Here is an 18,152-nt window from a genome sequence, read left to right on the forward strand (position 1 = left end):
TTATCATTATTATTCACTTAGATTTCTATACAAAGAGGTATTGACAAAATATACTCCCTTCTAACTTGTTACGAATGTATCGGGAGCGATTGGGACAGGATTCTGGTTGCTTGGTAATATGCGATCGCCGAGAGAATGCACCCGAACTGGAAGAACGGTTGAACATTGAGATTCATACTACTCCAAGGGGGCGATCGATTACACTAATTCGAGGGTGAAATCCGGGTATATTATGTACTAATAGTAGATGCGATATTAACTATCTTGAATTGTGGGAGACATTGCCATATTTTGCGCTTGTTTCTGCATGAATTCAATATCGGACAGCGACCAAGTGCGGGGCCCGCTGCACTGATGAGCAATTAACAGCCCCCACAGTCCTTTGTTCGTTAAAATTGGCACGACTAAATTGGCGCGAACTTTCAGCCTACGCAGAAAATCTCGGTGGCATGGGTTAATTGGTTCTACTTCAATATCTGTAATTGATTTAACTCTGCCGGCTTCGTACAAAGCAGCGTATTCGTGGTTAAAACACTCATCTGGCCCCGTTGAACCCAAGATTGAGAGTTCGATCGCACTCAACATCTCGTAAGTGACTCGGCCTTGCCATTGGGTGTAAAAATGATAAAGCACCGCGCGATCGCTCTGCAAAACTTCTCGAATGTCGTAGAGCGATGTTTCAACTAATACGTCGCGCTTTAGACGATCTGTCAAGCGGTTAACAATGTTTTGCAGCCGATCGCCCGACATAGTATTAACTCCTTTAATTCCTAGTACACTCGCCCGATCTAAATTATTGAACTGGCACCATCACAAGACCTCAAAATGTTGCGCTTCGGGATTTTTGCGCGTTCAAAAATCAGTAATTTTGGGCTTGACAATTGTTGAGATGCCAGGAATATTATACTATTATTTTGCCTGAGATAGCAATCTTTTCGGGAAACGGGCGATGGCGTCTAGCCCTCGCCCGTGCTACGGCTTTTCTTTACGCAGCCCTTTCGCGAAGAACCACCGGCGGGACGCCGGTTCCACAAAGGAAGAGAAAAGGAAGAGTTTACAAGTGCTGGGAGAATTGCTAGATCTGCCTAAAGTTGGTTCCTCTCAAACAGAGTAACTGCTAGGATTTTTCTAAAGCTAAAGAAAGCATTAAATATGTCTGTGCTAGAAGCTGCTTGGAAACACGAATTTATCGCTACGAACGGCATTAAACTGCACTATGTCACTCAAGGTTCGGGACCGCTGATGCTGATGCTGCACGGATTTCCTGAATTTTGGTATTCTTGGCGGCATCAAATCCCGGAATTTGCATCAGATTATAAAGTCGTCGCTGTAGATCTCAGGGGTTACAACGACAGCCACAAACCTCACGATCAATCTGCTTACGTGATGGCAGAGTTTGTGCAAGATGTCAAGGGCATTATTCAGGGTTTGGGATACGAAAGTTGCGTCTTAGTTGGTCACGACTGGGGAGGTGCGATCGCCTGGAATTTCGCTTATGCTTATCCCCAAATGGTGGATAAATTAATTGTGATGAATCTACCACATCCGGCCAAGTTTGCTGAAGGGTTACGCACTCCTCAACAATTGCTGAGAAGTTGGTACATCTTTTTATTTCAGTTGCCAGTGTTGCCGGAGTTGTTAATTCAGTTGGGCGACTATCAGGCAATTTCTGCTGCTTTGGAAGGTATGGCAGTGGACAAAAGCACCTTTACCTTCTCAGATATCGAAGCTTACAAAGATGCGGCTGCCAAACGGGGTGCTCTGACTGCTACTCTCAATTATTACCGCAATGTAGCTGGCGGATTTCTCGATCGCCAGAATTGGAGTGTGCTGCAAGTTCCGACGCTGATGATTTGGGGAGAAAATGATGCGGCCTTCGGCAAAGAGTTAACCTATGGAACTGCAGATTACGTCCGGGATTTTCAGATTCATTACATTCCTAATTGCAGCCACTGGGTGCAGCAGGAACAGCCGCAGTTAGTGAATCGGTACATGAGAGATTTTTTGGCAAGTAAGTTCATTTAATATCATATCCAGTTACCTCCGAAGGCTACTGAGACTATGAGTAGGACGATCGCGATTCACTGAGAAAATTATTATTCCCCTGCCAGCAGAGATATTCACCGACTGCTTATTCCCTCGGTAGTGCGCCCGCTCATTTCCCAGGGCGGAATGCGGTAGATTGCGATGACCTCCGCACGTCCCAGCGAGTCAATCCAGGTGCGATTGATGGCTGGTGAAAGTGTGGGGTTGTGTTCTTTGACCAATTGCATCGCGCGATGTCTGGCTGTTCCGTAAGACGTTTTGCTCGCCCGTTCACATTAAATATAATCTGTGGTATAAAAACATCTATTCTCCAAAAAGATGGAAGGTGAAATGATATAATTTTTGACATTCCTAACCTAAAAAATTGGGAGCGGCAAATCAAATCTTCGCAGTCAGTTGTTATGACACCAGACATCTTGGCAGTGCAGCAGCAAAGAAATCACCGGATAATTGTCTCGGCCCTCATTTGTCTGACGCTGCTGGGACTGGCATTGCGCCTTTATTTGGCGTGGCGCACCAACCAAACTCTCCCCGATACCCCCGCCCGTCTCAGAGGCGACGAACCGGGCTATGAGGGTTTGGCATACTGGTTGTTGAAGGGTCATTTTTTTGAGTGGCCGGGCCGGACACCAATTTATCCATTTTTTGTGGCGGGATGCTATGCAATTTTTGGTCGTTCTCCCGCATCTGTAGTCTACGTACAAGCTTTTTTGGGGGCGACAATCATCCCGCTAACTTTTATCCTGGCACGGCGTTTTACTGGCCATCAAAGTTCCTTAGTAGCGGCTGGATTAATAGCGATCGATCCCTCCCTCATTCTTCATGTCAGGCTGCTGCAAACAGAGGTTTTATACACGCCTTTAATACTTTTAACAGTGCTGGGCCTGTTGCGGGCATTGGAACAGCCTCAGTGGCAAAATTTTTCATTAGCAGGTGCGGTGCTGGCAATTACGAATCTTTGTCGGCCGACAGCGATGTTGCTTCCAGCAATTGTGCCACTATTGATGCCGCGTCAATGGCATTTTAAGCGCAAGATTGCTTTGTTTCTTGCTTATTTGGGCGCAATTATCATCATTACTGCACCTTGGACTTACCACAATTATCGAACGCACAAAACTTTTTTGCTTTACAGCGTTTCTACGGCGCTGCTGTGGCAAGGAAGTCCAGAGTTTTATCATTTGGCTTATGAAAAACTGCCAAAACGCCATATTGTTCAGATTTGGCAGGAAGAACTAAATCCGGCTCGGAATGGGGGACACAATGCTTTTACAATTGAGGGCGATCGCTATTTTACCAAACGGGCGATCGCTTCCATCCTCCGCGAGCCTGCTGTCTATCTCTGGTATTGTTTGCAAAAGGCAGTTTTTTTCTGGTTGGGAAACCCTATAAGTGACTGGCCTTATCACGCTCTGTTGAATGTGAAGGCAATGCGGCTCTTCTTTTCGCCGCAACGGATTGTCGGCATGTTAGCGTCGCGAAATTTGCCTGTATTTGCTGCTTTGGGCATGATAGTTGTGCGGCATCGCTGGCGGGAGTTTTTGCCACTGTTGCTAGTCTGTGCATATTTTACTTTGTTCCATGCGCTCACTTTTACAGAAGTTCGGCACAGTGAGCCGCTGCACCCGATTTTGGCGGTCGTAATTGCTACGGCGGCGGGCGAACTTCAGCGTCGCTTGAAGTTAATTAGTCAGTAGGTATTAGGCAGTTTGTCATGAGTTATTAACCCAGTGTTATCAAAAACAATTATTCGGAATTTTACCATCGCCATTTTAATTGCCCTCAGCCTAGAGTTGTTCAGCGGAACGACAACTTTTGCTCAAAACATCGAAACAATTAAAATTTCCGGTACTGCTGCGGGTGTCAGCACTCGCTACATCGGTGCAGTCGAAGGCAATATCAATTTCGACATCAAAGATTTGCAAGATTTGGGAATTAATACCTACCGCATTTACGGCGGGATGTCCCGGTGGGAAGCTGAAGATGATGATGGTAAATACGGTTGGCCATCTATTGACGAAATTAAGACAAATCCCAATATAATTAATTGGGCACATTGGGATCAGATGATGACTAATCCGCCCCAGGGTAGCGATTATTGGTGGTCGGGACGACCAGGTAGGGTTTGGCAAGGCAATGCCAGGACTATTTTTAATAGTCTCAAACAAGCAAATATTCGCCCGGTTGTGAGTATTCGTAATGTTGATAATAACTGGAATCCCAGTTGGGCACTGCAACTGAATCCGCCGCGCACAGGAGAAGATTGGAACGAGTGGTGGGAACACGTTTTTGCTACGGTTTATTGGCTGAATGTTCGCAATGATTACCGCGTTGATGATTGGGAAATTCACAACGAACCGGACAATCGCGATCAGGGTTGGGGCGGGACTAGGGCTGACTATTTTGAATTGGTTAAGGTGGCAAAAGATGCGATCGACTTTGTTTATAAAACTTATTTGCCTTCGCGCACTTACCGCATCCACGGCCCGAAAACCATAGGCGGCAGCAATTGGCCGGCTAGTGCTTTGCAGGAAATACCGAATTATTTCGATACAGTCAATGTCCACAACTACGATGCAGATATTTCTAGCTACACCCGCAAAGTGCGCGGCTGGATGAACGGTACTGTCCGCGCTAACTCGCAGCTTTGGGTAGGAGAATGGGGAACTTACAACATGAGCTACGGTGATTTATCTTTAGCTTTAAATTTGATTAAGAATTTGATTCGAGGTTCTCAACCGGGGGATAATTATATTGACGGCAGTCACATATTCTGTTTGTACGACTGGGGCAAGCCCGCAGGGGCGGAAGGTTTGCTAGGGGACGGGGGAAAACGGCGCGCAGGCTACTATGCTTTACGGATGGGAATTAGGGCTTTGCAGGGCGGGAAAGCTACCTTTTTTCCTATCACTAATAGTTCGGATTTAATGGCAGTTGCAACTCTTGATGCTAGCAAGAATGTTTACTTGCTGGTTGTCAATGACCGAGCAACATCTTACACTGTTAATGCTGATATTTCGGAGCTGATAAAAACTGGTAATGGCACGGTGCGGGAGTTCAGTTCTAAAACAATGGATGAGGTTGTTGGTAGTTTAAGGCTCAAGGGCGGCAATGCGAGTTTTACACTGGCAGGGAACAGCGCTATTCTCATCAAGTTCGATCGCCAGAATTGAAGCTCAAATCCTCTGGGCCATAATTGGGATAAGATAGAATTAGTTATGCTCAAAATTATTTATTTTCTGCCTGCTTGGCCTTGGAACCCTGGAACCCTCGAACCCTCGAACCCCCAATTGCACAGTTGCAATACCTAAATGTCATGTTGTGATTCCCCTCCTGTCGCTGGTAAATTGGTAGGGTGCAGGTATCTGGCCTCAAACAGAATGTGAGCGAGAGTTCCGTTGAGGGGCAGAAAGTAGGGTGCAGTCTAGACAATCGCAGAAATTCTTGCTCGTAAACCCGCAGCAGTTAGGCTAGGCGAGGAATTACCCGCCCGCCTTCATGTCCGCCCTCTGGCAGATAGCATTGGTTCTGGAAGTCAGAAGCCGTCAATTATCAGGATATGGCACGGAATTAATTTTAAATGCCAAGATGCTGGAAGTATGGGTGAGTTGAATCGTACAGAAACTTTGAGCGCGCTTGGAAATCTCGCGGGTAAAGCCTCTCAATCAACCTGCTGCTCGCGATCGGCTTTTTCCAACAAATATCACTTTTATGCCCCCTGATGTTTATTCCCTCCCTCAGTCAGGTCATCAACCGCAATCCCCTCACCGTCACCCCTGAGACGCCCGTAGAAAAGGCGATCGAGCTGATGAGTAGCACAGGAGCCAGTTACGTCCTCGTGGTAGAACCGCGCGGGAATTATCAACTCGGAAATCCCACGAACGGGACTTCCCCACAATCGCGGGAACAGTCGGGTTTCTACAACGGTGTACCGCGTGCGCTACACGCAGGAGGCAACGGGCGGCCTCTCAACGGCTCAAAAGCTCCCTATCCTAGCAGCCAGACAGTGCTGGGGATTTTTACAGCGCGAGATATCGTACAGCTAAATTCGATCGGCGCTGCTTTGAGGGGATTTGCGATCGAGCAAATCATGATCAGAACCGTAACTGTAGCCCGAGAATCGGAAATTCCCGACTTTTTTGCCTTAGCCAATCTGCTGGATAAAAATCAGATCAGCCATTTGCCCGTCGTCAGCGAGGCTGAAGAACTTGTCGGTTTAATTAGCTCTCAAAGCTTGGTGCAAGTGTTGCAGGAAATTGGGGAATCGACACCAAAAGCAATTAGCAGCGCTTCGCTACCTGCGGCTTTCGCGTTCCCTCCGCCGCTACCAATTGTGCATCATAAATTAGAGCTGCCCGCAAGTTTAATTAAACTTTATCAAATCCCTCAAATAGCAGCCTCACGAATAATTCACGCTCCTTCTAATTCTTCGGTTCGCTACTTGGCGCAACTGATGTTTAGACACAATGTTAGTTATGTATTAATCACTGAAACCCCCGATCAACACTCGACTGGTGCTGCTCACAATTCCAAATTTACAAATCCCAACATTCACAAACTGGTTGGGGTGGTAAGTTCGCGGGATATCGTGCAGTTGCAGGCGCTGGGAAGAGACTCTAACAAAATTAAAGCGGGAGCAATTTGCAGCAGTTCGCCGCCACTGGTGCGATCGCACTCTAGCCTCGAAGCAGCCGTGGCGCTGCTGCAAAAACACTACTGCCAGTTGCCTTTATTAGTCATCAACGAAACAAATCACCCGATCGGGATTATTAATCCTAAAACTATCCTTTTACAAGCGCTGGATTCCAAATCTCTGCATTCTGGCTTAATTGCTTTGCAGCGCCAGCTAGAATCTAGCAACGCTCAATACAAAAAACTCTCAGCAGAAATACAGCGGACAGCAGCAAATAGCCACGAGATGGCTGAAATTTCTTACCACAGTTTCGTAGAGCGGCCAAATCTCCCCCCTGCAGTCAACAATCAGGGGATTTGGGACTGGAATCTCGAAACAGATGAGTTTTTTTATTCGGCGCGGTGGCAAGAAATGCTGGGCTACCAAGAAGGGGAAATCTCGAATCGCCGATCGGAATGGTGGAGTCGCATCCACCGAGATGATATTGACTCGGTAAAGGCAGCTTTAGAAGAACACTTCGCCCAAAAGACACCGGATTTTGCAGCCGAATATCGGATGTACTGTAAAGACGGCAGCACTGTCTGGGTGCTGAACCGGGGTCAAGTTTTACGCAGCGCTACTGGCAAACCGCTGCGGGTAGTAGGAACTCATACAGATATTACTCTAAACAAGCAGTTTGAAGTCAAAAACCGCGAGCACGATCGAGAACAATTCCATCTATTTGACTCTTTGAAAGCAACAGTAATTTTCCACATAGATGCGGCGGGGGTTTGGAAATTCCTCAACCGCGCTTGGACGGAAATTACTAATTATGCGGTTTCCGAAAGTTTGCAAACTAATTTTTTAGAGTGGGTGCATCCAGATGAGCGCGAGCAATGTGCAAATTTATTGGAGTCTTTGCTGTCCGGGAAGTCGGAATTTGAACGGCGAGAACTGCGATTTAAGTCCAAGTCGGTTTCGGAAAAAAACTCCTTGGGAATTCACAGTAATTCCGGCTTTGTTTCCGTAGAATTATTTGCCCAAGTCCGCCGGAATTCGCAAGGCGAAATAGCGGGAATTTTCGGGACTTTGCACGATGTCTGCAACCGCCTCGAAGGAGTTGAGGAACTGCGGGAAAGCGAGCGGGCAATTCGATCGCTCTACGAGGTAATGGTGAGCTCGGAAGGCTCTTTTGACGATCGAACGATCCGGTTGCTGGCGATGGGCTGTAGTCAGTTTGGGATGGATATCGGGCTGTTGGGCAGGGTTTTGGGCGATCGCTACGAAGTGATTGCGGCTTATGTACCGGAAGATTTTCCCTTTGGATTTGCTAAAGGAGACGGTTTTGCTTTGAGCAGAACCTTTGAGCGAGAGGTTTTGCGATCGAGCGAACCTATTTCTGTCGAATCAGCCGGCACTACTCAGTGGCGCAACCACCCCGCTTACAGCGTCCGCAAGTTGGAGGCTTTTGTGGGGACGAGGGTAATAGTGCAAGGGCGAGTTTTTGGCACTTTGAGCTTTACTTCCCGCACCACTAAATCTCCTTTTAAACCGCTGAATTTTGAAATTTTAAAGTTGATGGGCAATTACATCGGCGCAGAAATTGCCCGCGAAGAGCGAGAGCGAACTTTGCAACGTCAGTACCAGCGCGTTTTACTACTCAAACAAATTACTCAAAAAGTGCGATCGACCTTAGACACTCAAGAAATTTTCCAAACTACCGCCACCCAAATCGGCCGCGTATTTGGTGTCAATCGCTGTACAATTCATACCTATCTTTCCGAACCTTATCCCCACCTTCCTTGCGTTGCGGAATACTTGGAACCCGGTCACGAATCGGCTTTAGATTTAGAACTTTCTGTCACTTATAACCCGTACACTGAAAAACTCCTCGCTGAGGATATAGCCCTAGCATCTCCCGATGTGTTTGCCGATCCTTTGCTGGAATCTTCGGGGCCGATGTGTCGCCGCATCGGATTAAAATCTATGTTGGCTGTTCGCACTTCCTATCAAGGAGAACCGAATGGAATTATTACTTTGCACCAGTGCGATGCAACTCGCCAGTGGAATCCCGACGAAATTGAACTTTTAGAAGATGTGGCCGCGCAAGTTGGAATTACTTTAGCTCAAGCACAACTTTTAGAAACCGAAGTTCAGCGACAGCGACAGTTAGCAGAGCAAAATGAAGCTTTGGATCAAGCGCGACAAGCGGCGGAAGTTGCTAATAGAGCTAAGAGCGAATTTTTAGCGACTATGAGTCACGAAATCCGCACTCCGATGAATGCGGTCATCGGGATGACGGGCTTGCTGCTGGATATGGAACTAACTCCTGAACAGCGAGATTTTGTGGAGACAATTCGTACCAGCGGCGATGCTTTGCTGACTATTATTAACGATATTCTCGATTTTTCCAAAATTGAATCTGGAAAATTGGATTTGGAACGCAGCCCCTTCGAGCTGCAAAATTGTATAGAAGAATCTCTGGAATTACTGGCTCCGAGAGCCTCAGAAAAAGGTTTAGAGCTGGCTTACTTTATTGATGATTCTGTTCCGAAAAACATTTTAGGAGATGTCACGAGACTGCGCCAAATTTTGGTAAATCTGCTGGGCAATGCAGTTAAGTTTACAGAATCTGGAGAAATTGTAGTGTGCTGTACGGCTAGGCAAATTGAACAGGTAGCTGCTAATAGTTCACTAGATAAAATCAATATTATAGCGCCACAACCGCTATTAATTAACCAGGGAGAGTTGGCACGTAGCAAACAATACGAGATTCAATTTGCTGTCCAAGATACGGGAATTGGCATTCCGCCAGACCGGATGGATCGCCTGTTTAAAGCTTTTTCGCAGGTGGATGCTTCGACAACGCGACATTACGGCGGGACGGGTTTGGGACTGGCTATCAGCCAGCGTTTGAGCGATATGATGGGCGGTACAATGTGGGTTGTCAGCCAGGTTGATCCGCGAAGTTCTAAGTCTCAACCGGCAGTTTCTGCGATCGGACAAAGTATCGCTGGAAGGTCGCCTGCAGAATTTACTCCGCCGTCGATATCGGGTTCGGGTTCGATTTTTTATTTCACGGTGGCTGCTGAAGCGAATGACCTCCGGGCTGAGGAAAAAAGACCGGAATTTGCCGCTGGTAAGCACTTATTAATTGTTGAGCATCATGCCATTAATCGGCAAGTTTTGATCCGTCAGGCAGAGTCTTGGGGAATGATACCCGTGGCTGTAACTTCTGGTGCTGAGGCTTTGGAAATCATCAAAGGAAACTCGCCGCTCGATTTAGCTATTTTGGCGATGAATCTACCAGATATGGACGGTGTGGCGTTGGCTGTGGAGATTCGGAAATTTGAGCTGAGCAATTTGTCCGGCGGCGACGGCCTAAATCCGAATGTCATGGTTAAAAACCCTCGCAAAATTGCCCTACCTTTGGTGCTGTTTACTTATTTAAGTAAGGCGGAAGTTTGGAAAAAACTTGAAACTACAGAGGTACATTTTTCTGCTTTTTTAACTAAGCCTTTAAAACAGTCACAGTTTTATAATGTGTTGCTGCAAGTTTTTGGATATGTTACTGGCAGAAGCGGCAGGGGAGAAGTTTCAAATGTGGTGACTGTGACTTCGGGATTGAAGTATTTTGAAAATTCTCAAGAACAGCACCGCGTGCAGCGGACGCCTGCTGTTTTGAGGCAGGTTGCGGCGAATTCTGCCGGACAGGATGCAACTAATTCTAGTCAGATTCGGATTTTGCTGGCTGAGGACAATGTGGTGAATCAAAAAGTCGCTACGCATTTACTCGACAGGATAGGATATCGGGCTGATATTGCGGCTAATGGGTTGGAGGTTTTGGAGGCCCTGAAGCGGCAATCTTACGATGTTGTGCTGATGGATGTGCAGATGCCGAACATGGATGGGTTGGAAGCGACGCGCCGCATTTGTCAGGAATGGCCTGCTAACAAGAAGCCGAGAATTATTGCGATGACTGCTAATGCGATGCAGGGCGATCGCGAAAAGTGTCTGGAAGCAGGTATGGACGATTATATTACTAAGCCGGTGCGCCGGGAAGAGTTGGCGATCGCCTTGAGCAAGTGCTCACCTCTGATTCGGGATGAATTGGATGCGGTTACTGAGGAAAAAAATCAAGATATTTCCGATCGAGTTGACAGTGATACTGCGGCATCTTCGAGCGTTCAACCGGGAGCCGATTCGCCGATAGATTTTCATATTTTGCAAAATCTCCGCGAGCTAGACGATGATGAAGACCCGGATTTTTTGGGGGAGCTGATTAAGATATATTTGGTAGACGCACCACAACATTTAGAAACTATTAAGGAGGCTATTTTTCTCGGCGATGCTGATAGTTTGAAGCTGGCTTCTCACACGCTGAAGTCGAGCAGCGCCAATTTAGGAGCGGTGTCTTTTTCTGCTGTTTGCAAGGAGTTGGAGTATATGGGCCGCGTGGCGGTTGAGTCTGGAGGGGAACAGGTTTTTGATGTGAGTACGGCGCGTGATCGCCTGTTGGAAGCTCAAGCGGAGTGGGAAAAGGTGCGCGCGGCTTTTGAGACAGAATTGGAAACGGGGAAGTTGCGATCGCAAATAGGGTAATTTGTTATTTGTTATTGTTTATTTGTTGGTTGTGATTGGTTATCTGTCAGTTTCAATTACCAATAACCAATAATTTATTACCAATGCCCAATCCCCATATTTAACTTTCACCTAAATATGCTTTACGAACAGTTTCATTTGACTGCAAATCGCTAGCAGTACCGGCGACTACAACCTGACCAGTTTGAATGACATAGCCACGGTGGGCTACACTTAAAGCCATGCGGGCGTTTTGTTCCACCAGTAAAATAGTTGTTCCTTCAGCATTAATATCGCGGACGATCGCAAAAATTTGACTGACTAACATCGGTGCCAATCCCATACTCGGCTCGTCCAATAATAACAAGCGGGGGCGCGACATCAAAGCGCGGGCGATCGCCAACATTTGCTGTTCCCCGCCGCTGAGAGTTCCCCCTTTTTGACTAATTCTTTCTCGCAAACGAGGAAATAAATTTAATGCTTTTTCCATATCGGACTTGATACCGAGAGTATCGTTGCGGAGATAAGCACCCATTTCCAGGTTTTCTTGCACCGTCATTCGCGGAAAAATCAGCCGCCCTTCGGGACTTTGAGAAATCCCCAAACGGACGATCGCCTCTGTAGATAGTGCTTCTAAAGGCTTTCCCTCAAATAATACAGTGCCCTGGCGCGGGCGCAGCAGTCCTTGAATCGTGCGGAGAGTGGTCGTTTTCCCCGCCCCGTTGCTGCCGATTAATGTCACAACTTCTCCCTGCGAGACTGTTAGCGATACTCCTTTGAGAGCGTGGATATTTCCGTAGTAGGTGTGAATGTCTTTAATTTCCAACATAATTACTCTTTCTGCTTTGTGCTTTATTATATTATCCAGACTAATTATAAATTTTTATTGCATTTATTTAAAATTAACTTTTTTTATAGTAATCAGTAATTTTACTTAGGTCAACACCCGCCCTAGCTCCCATACAATGTATTTTTAGTAGCGATGGCGACCAACTTTACAGAATTTTTACTTAAACACTAGAATTCTTGACAGTAGCTTTACAAAAAACTCTAAGTAAGTAGGTAGTATTAATACGTAAGCGAAATCAACCGCTACAAGTTACCAATAATAGCACTTAAAATTTTTCAATTTTCAAATTTAAGGAGATTTACCATGAAATTCAATCACATTAGTGGATCGATCGCCTTTTTATTAGGAACTCCTTTAGTAACCAGTTTGACTGTAGGCATTGCCCCTAGTAGTGCTGCAATAATCGCAGGTTCTGCAGCAGCAGTAACCATTGACAACTTTAGTCACATACCGACTGAAACAGGTACAGTTACTAACACTTACGCTCAGACACTAGCTAACACCAATTCAGTTATTAGCAAAGCGAACGCTGAGGCCGTTTTTCTATCTAACTGTCACGAATTGCTGGCAGCAAATCTCTCGCAAAGTGGAGTCATAGGCAGCGGGAATAACTATTCCGGTTTAGCCCAAAGTCAAGCAGCAGTTATCGGCGAGTTCTTCATTGATTCCGAAGAAACTTTTTCCTTCAATTTTCAGACATTTTTAGCTCTTTTAACATCAGTTGACAACCCCCAATCCGAACGCGCCAGGGCGAATGGCAGTATATCTTTCTGGGTGATTAACACTGTTACTAACATTTTGTTAGACTCTTTTCAATTTGCCAGCGGTTTAGACTCTTCTGAGGGAATTTATTTGAGTGGGTTCGCCAGCCCAAGCTTTAAGCCAACAAACATTAACTTTAATTTTCTGCCTCAAGGAAGTGCAGCAACAAGCCTCCTTTATACTTCGGGAGTTTATTCCCGGACATTCAACAGCGCTACTAACTTAACATTGGTAGAAGTTAAAAACAATATCGCCAAGGCAGAAGCAGAAGCAGAAGCCGTTCCCGAACCGAGCACAGTATTAGGTACTGCAATCTTTTTAGGATTGTTTTTCAGGCAGAGAAAACACAAGAAAAAAATGTCGGGAATCAAATCAAAAGTTTAGGAAAAACCCCGAATGTTAATCAGTAGGGTGTGCGAGGCGCACATCCTATCGTTTCCGTTGAATTGCTCGTTATAAAATGCTGTCGCCGTGGGCGGGTTGATAAATATTATCTGTTTGAATGACAGATTGTTTGTGAAACCCGCCCCTAATTTTATTGGGTTAATTAGCTGAACATTATATCGCTTCTTCCGAGGATAACACTGCCCACCTCACTTATCTGTCGGCACACAATACCCATTATCCATGTCCATCTTCTTCTTTTCCCAAATATGCCTCAATTACGCGAGGATCGGCGCGAACTTCGGCCGGGGTTCCCTCAGCAATTTTAGTACCGTACTCCATAACACTCACACGATCACTAATTCCCATCACCACCTTCATATCATGTTCAATCAGCAAAATACTCAAATTCAACTCATCGCGAATCCGATAAATAAAGCGAGTTAAATCAGCCGTTTCGTTCGGGTTCATCCCGGCAGTCGGTTCGTCCAAAAGCAGCACTTTCGGATCGGAAGCCAAAGCCCTGGCAATTTCCAATCTCCGCTGGTCGCCGTAGGAAAGGTTTTTTGCCAACTCCGACGCTTTAGCAGCACCTAAACCGACAAAATCAAGCATAGTGAGCGCTTTTATTTTAGCTTCCCGCTCCTCCAGATTCACAGCCGGAGTGCGGAGGATTGCACCCAACAAACCTGTTTTCAATCGGCAGTGTCTACCTACTAAAACATTATCCAGCACTGTCATGTTGTTAAACAAGCGGATATTTTGAAAAGTTCTAGCAATGCCGAAAGTTGTCAGGCGATCCGGCGGCAAACCCGTGATATTCTTCTGTTCTAAAAGCAACTGACCGCCACTCGGTTTGTAAATACCTGTCAGCATATTAAAAAAAGTAGTTTTGCCCGCACCGTTGGGGCCGATCAAACTGGCGATCGATCCTTTTTCTAATGTTAAACTAACCTGGTTGACGGCAGTCAAACCACCGAATCGCATTGTAAGTTGCTGTGCTTCTAATAATGACATTTTGGTTCTGTTTTCTAAGATTTTATAGGAGTGCGATCGTCCAGGTAACGAGCTTTCACGCACGCGAATCAATTTGAGATTGGGAGTTTTTAGGCCATATTCTCTAACGTACAAACAAAATAAAACTTAAAAAGATTAGATTCGAGCGAACTGCCAGGGCGATATTGTGCGTGTAAATCAGCAGTCGAAAAGTTTTCAATAACTTTGAGATTGAGTTCGTCAGCCAAAGTGGCAATGTTTTCAAACCCAGTAATCCACGGTGCATACATACTTTCGTATTTATCTATGTAATCATTGATATCTTGGTAGCCCGTCGTTCTCAAAATCACCTTTTCCGACATATAATCAAAGGACAATCGAAAACTCTTCACATTGTCGCGAATTTGTTCTAATACAAATATTACATCTTTTTTGTCAAGCAAGGTAGTGTTGCCTTCCCACAAAAAATATGTCTGTCGATCGCAATCAAATTCACTCTGTTTCAGCAAGGAGATTAAACCGTCTTTTACGTAATCGCCTGGAAGGTAGCAAACATTAGCAGTAACTTTGTTAGCTTTGAGAGTTTCTTCTTTTAATTGAAGAGTCGCGCGATCGTCTATTTCAAAATAAATCACTTTTTCTCCATTAATTCTAGCAGCACGAGTATCCAAACCCGAACCTAAAATAACTACTTGTTTGCAACCTCCTAAAATTTGATTGGACAAAACATCATCAAAATATTTAGTCCGCAACTTAACCATTTCTTTAGCTGCAGGAGAGTTTTGAGCTATTTGGCTAGCTACTTTTTTTGTTTCCTCATTCAGCCAGATTTTTACTACATGATCAGTGTAGAGAGGAATTGCCTCTTCATTCTCTTCTGCTCTAAATTCCGCAACGATAAAAGCAGTAGCAGTTACATTTCTCATGGCTAATCTTTCATCCTTACTAAGTAGTCGGTTACAAATAAACATTAGATGGGGAGGGGAGTTTTACACTCATAAACTCCCTTGCATCCTAGATTCTTAGCTAAACCCACATACAAAATACTATGGTTTTTGCCCTTACCTATTTATTGACTTCTCGAATCTGCTAAAGACTCATTGCTCGCTTCAGCATCCGAATGCAGTTCAGCTTGGTGTATCTTATCAGGAATCAGCCCCTCTGGCCGCACGAGCATCATGACAACCAGAGTTAAGCCGAATAGAAATAAGCGCATTTGAATCGGGTCTAAACTGGTTGCCAGAAAGTCTCGCAACTGGGGAATTGCAATCCTGGGGAGTACAAAAGTATTCAGAAAACCCTTGAGGACTTGCGCTAATTGTGGCAGATAAAGTCGATCGGCAGACATGATAATGATCGCGCCCAAAATCACCCCCGTCATATTCCCCAAACCGCCTAAAATCACCATACACAGGATGATTACCGACACCGAGAAGTCGAAAACGCTGGGGAAAATCGCGCTGATATAGGCGGCGTAAAATGCCCCTGCAAAGCCAGAAAACGTCGCTCCCATCGCAAAAGCCGAAAGTTTGGTTTTGACCAGGTTAATCCCCATCGCACTCGCCGCTAATTCATCTTCGCGCATGGCATTCCACGCCCTCCCCAAGCGGGAATCTCGCAGCCGTGAAATCATGAAGTAAGCGAAGACAACTAGCAGCAAAATTAGGTAGTACCAAGGAAAGTAGTTGCCGGTGCTGAAAGTGCCGACAATGGGGAGAGATGGACGCCCGATCGGGTTTATTCCCGCTTCGCCGCCGGTGAGGTTAAAAGGTCGATCGCACCCAACCAGACACAGCACCAACTCGGGTTTACCCAAAACAGCCGCAACAATCTTCGAGACTGGTTCATCAATCCGAATCGCCGTTAAATTCCTAAAGACAACCGGGATAATTTCGCCAAAACCGAGGGTAACAATTGCCAAATAATCGCCCTTGAGCCGCAGTGTCGGAATACCCAGGATTACGCCCGCGATCGCAGCTACACCGGCCGCGATCGGCAGTACCACCCAAAAGTTCCAAGCAATATTTAACTGGCCAGAAGATAGCAAAGCCGTCGTGTAAGCGCCGATCGCAAAAAACGCCGCATATCCCAAATCCAACAAACCCGCAAAACCCACAGTAATATTCAAACCCAGCGCCAACATAATAAAGATTTGAATCTGTACTACAGTAGCAATCCAGCCAGTCTGAGCCTGAATGTCGATAAACGGAAACAGAATTAGAATAAAAGCTAATGTCACCAAAGTTGCCAGCCGCTGGCGTTCCCCCTGCAAACCCTGCAAAGCACCCATTAACGTAGCTGTCAAAATTGCGATCGTCAAACTGCAAATCCCGTACAGCAGCGTAGTCGGCAAAGCCACAGCCGATTGCCCAGAAAAAGGTCTAATCAAAACCCCTTCTACCACACTTGCAATTAATAGCCAAACTCCCAATCCTAATCCCGCTAAACTGCCGATAGTCGCACCCATTTTCGGGCTGTAAACCTTCTGCTCCCGACAGCTAATAAAGCCCGCCGCCGTACCCATCAGCCAGCCGATCACGGTGCCACTCCAACCGCCGAATAACAAAACAGTCAAAGAGGCGATCGCCCCTAAAATACCAGTCGATTTAATTGCTTTAATTATTTTTTTTGACATAGGAAGAAGTTATGAGTCATTAGTCAGTAGTTAGAGGAAAGAATGCTAGGAATCGCAGTTTATAGATGCGACTGACGCGAGCCGTGCCAAATTCTGCCTCAATGAATGTGATCGACTGCTTATCGTGGAAACAGTCGATCGGGCTAGCTACAGTTTAGAGTCTTTTGAGTTCGATTATTGCACCAAAAGTGACGAAACTTCAAATATACTGGAACTGTTACCCCAACACACTTCAAACGGGCGATCTCTATATGGTACAAGCACCTCAAAAAACTATCACCCTCGACGAGTTTTTGCAACTCCCAGAAACCAAACCCGCGAGCGAATACATCAAAGGTGCGATCGTCCAAAAACCTATGCCACAAGGAAAACACAGCAAACTACAAGGCAGACTCGTAACAGTCATCAACGACATCGCAGAGAAACCGCAAATTGCCCTAGCCCTACCAGAACTTCGCTGCACCTTTGGCGGACGTTCTATTGTCCCCGATGTCGCGATTTTTGTTTGGAATCGCATTCCGCTAGACGCTGACGGCGAAATTGCCAATACATTTAATGCTCACCCAGACTGGACAATAGAAATATTGTCCCCAGCCCAAAGCCAAACCAAAGTCACAAACAATATTTTGCACTGTTTGAATGCCGGTTGTCAGATGGGTTGGTTGCTCGATCCCGATGAAAAAAACATTTTAGCCTATCCCGCAAGCCAGCAGCCGATTTCATTGCAAGAACCAACAGATATACTTCCGATGCCCAAGTTTATGCCGGAAATGCAGTTAACTTTAGGCGAAGTTTTTGGCTGGCTAAAACCAGGTAATATTTAATTGGGTGTACAGTATTCCACTCAATTGAGTAGGGCTATGTTCTACTGGGCAATAAAAGTTCAATGGTGCCCATCGCCCCATTAAGTATTTTTTCAGTAGTAGGAAGATGACGGCGAACGCTAACTATTTTTTCTCCTTAACATATAATAGTTTAAGGTAGCGTTGCTGAATAGAGGTATCATAAGTGCGTTCAACGGATGTTTTGGCTACCCCATTTGCCTCGCTTTCTGAGCAATTGGAAGGATGCTCTCGATAGGGAACCGGAACATCTTATAACTTAAAATACCGACGGTTAGAGCGTCTATCCAGGATTTATTCCCCCCGGATCTCAGATTGTCGGCAAAACTTACATAACAAGGGTGGAAGGGGAGAACACCCGGTTACCACACCATTCGTAACAAGTTAAGCTTGGATGGCAGTTGTCAAGGGGATTTGAGAAGATGCTTCAAAGAAAAAGTAGTCAGA

General features: G+C 45.8%; 12 protein-coding genes and 1 pseudogene. 7 read left to right on the forward strand and 6 right to left on the reverse strand.

Translation table 11 applies throughout. The features are described from left to right. Positions 1-255 precede the first annotated feature (255 nt). A complete protein-coding gene (locus QUA90_RS28085; RefSeq protein WP_333324488.1) occupies positions 256-750 on the reverse strand; it encodes a GAF domain-containing protein in 495 nt (164 codons plus the stop codon). Between the two features lie 402 nt (positions 751-1,152). Between QUA90_RS28085 and QUA90_RS28090 the strand changes: the two genes are divergently transcribed. Then, positions 1,153-2,025, forward strand: a complete 873-nt coding sequence (locus QUA90_RS28090) for an alpha/beta hydrolase (protein ID WP_333448535.1) — start codon at positions 1,153-1,155, stop codon at positions 2,023-2,025. Between the two features lie 95 nt (positions 2,026-2,120). Here the strand turns inward: QUA90_RS28090 and QUA90_RS28095 are convergent, their stop codons facing one another. Next, positions 2,121-2,273 carry a hypothetical protein gene (locus tag QUA90_RS28095; RefSeq protein WP_333448536.1) on the reverse strand — a complete coding sequence of 51 codons (153 nt, stop codon included), beginning with the start codon at positions 2,271-2,273 and terminating at the stop codon, positions 2,121-2,123. A gap of 174 nt (positions 2,274-2,447) precedes the next feature. On the opposite strand from QUA90_RS28095, the gene QUA90_RS28100 reads away from it, so the two are divergent. The 3 genes from QUA90_RS28100 to QUA90_RS28110 all read left to right on the forward strand — a co-directional run bounded on the left by QUA90_RS28100 (position 2,448) and on the right by QUA90_RS28110 (position 11,257). Beyond that, complete coding sequence (locus QUA90_RS28100) at positions 2,448-3,740, forward strand: glycosyltransferase family 39 protein (protein WP_333448537.1); 1,293 nt, start codon at positions 2,448-2,450, stop codon at positions 3,738-3,740. Between the two features lie 33 nt (positions 3,741-3,773). Continuing rightward, positions 3,774-5,216, forward strand: a complete 1,443-nt coding sequence (locus QUA90_RS28105; RefSeq protein ID WP_333448538.1) for a hypothetical protein — start codon at positions 3,774-3,776, stop codon at positions 5,214-5,216. Between the two features lie 548 nt (positions 5,217-5,764). Then, positions 5,765-11,257, forward strand: coding sequence for a response regulator (locus QUA90_RS28110; protein ID WP_333448539.1), 5,493 nt, complete (start codon positions 5,765-5,767; stop codon positions 11,255-11,257). Between the two features lie 100 nt (positions 11,258-11,357). On the opposite strand, the gene QUA90_RS28115 is transcribed toward QUA90_RS28110, so the two are convergent. Then, complete coding sequence (locus QUA90_RS28115) at positions 11,358-12,065, reverse strand: ABC transporter ATP-binding protein (protein WP_006631855.1); 708 nt, start codon at positions 12,063-12,065, stop codon at positions 11,358-11,360. A gap of 324 nt (positions 12,066-12,389) precedes the next feature. Between QUA90_RS28115 and QUA90_RS28120 the strand changes: the two genes are divergently transcribed. Next, positions 12,390-13,232, forward strand: a complete 843-nt coding sequence (locus tag QUA90_RS28120) for a PEP-CTERM sorting domain-containing protein (RefSeq protein WP_333448540.1) — start codon at positions 12,390-12,392, stop codon at positions 13,230-13,232. Positions 13,233-13,469: 237 nt separating this feature from the next. On the opposite strand, the gene QUA90_RS28125 is transcribed toward QUA90_RS28120, so the two are convergent. The 3 genes from QUA90_RS28125 to QUA90_RS28135 all read right to left on the reverse strand — a co-directional run bounded on the left by QUA90_RS28125 (position 13,470) and on the right by QUA90_RS28135 (position 16,863). After that, on the reverse strand, positions 13,470-14,249 hold the full coding sequence (locus QUA90_RS28125) for an ABC transporter ATP-binding protein (RefSeq protein WP_333324472.1): 780 nt from the start codon (positions 14,247-14,249) through the stop codon (positions 13,470-13,472). 89 nt (positions 14,250-14,338) lie between these two features. Beyond that, the gene (locus tag QUA90_RS28130) at positions 14,339-15,154 is read right to left on the reverse strand and encodes an SAM-dependent methyltransferase (RefSeq protein ID WP_333448541.1); all 816 of its coding nucleotides are present in this window, start codon (positions 15,152-15,154) and stop codon (positions 14,339-14,341) included. A gap of 143 nt (positions 15,155-15,297) precedes the next feature. Continuing rightward, on the reverse strand, positions 15,298-16,863 hold the full coding sequence (locus QUA90_RS28135) for an ABC transporter permease subunit (RefSeq protein ID WP_333390011.1): 1,566 nt from the start codon (positions 16,861-16,863) through the stop codon (positions 15,298-15,300). Between the two features lie 251 nt (positions 16,864-17,114). On the opposite strand from QUA90_RS28135, the gene QUA90_RS28140 reads away from it, so the two are divergent. Together QUA90_RS28140 and QUA90_RS28145 are read left to right on the forward strand one after the other, a co-directional pair. Further along, positions 17,115-17,687, forward strand: coding sequence for a Uma2 family endonuclease (locus tag QUA90_RS28140; protein ID WP_333324466.1), 573 nt, complete (start codon positions 17,115-17,117; stop codon positions 17,685-17,687). Between the two features lie 299 nt (positions 17,688-17,986). Then, positions 17,987-18,079 (forward strand): annotated as a pseudogene (locus QUA90_RS28145) (IS1 family transposase); the annotation flags it as partial. Between the last annotated feature and the right edge of the window lie 73 nt (positions 18,080-18,152).

This window comes from Microcoleus sp. D3_18_C4, assembly GCF_036702355.1.
Classification (GTDB): Bacteria; Cyanobacteriota; Cyanobacteriia; order Cyanobacteriales; family Microcoleaceae; genus Microcoleus.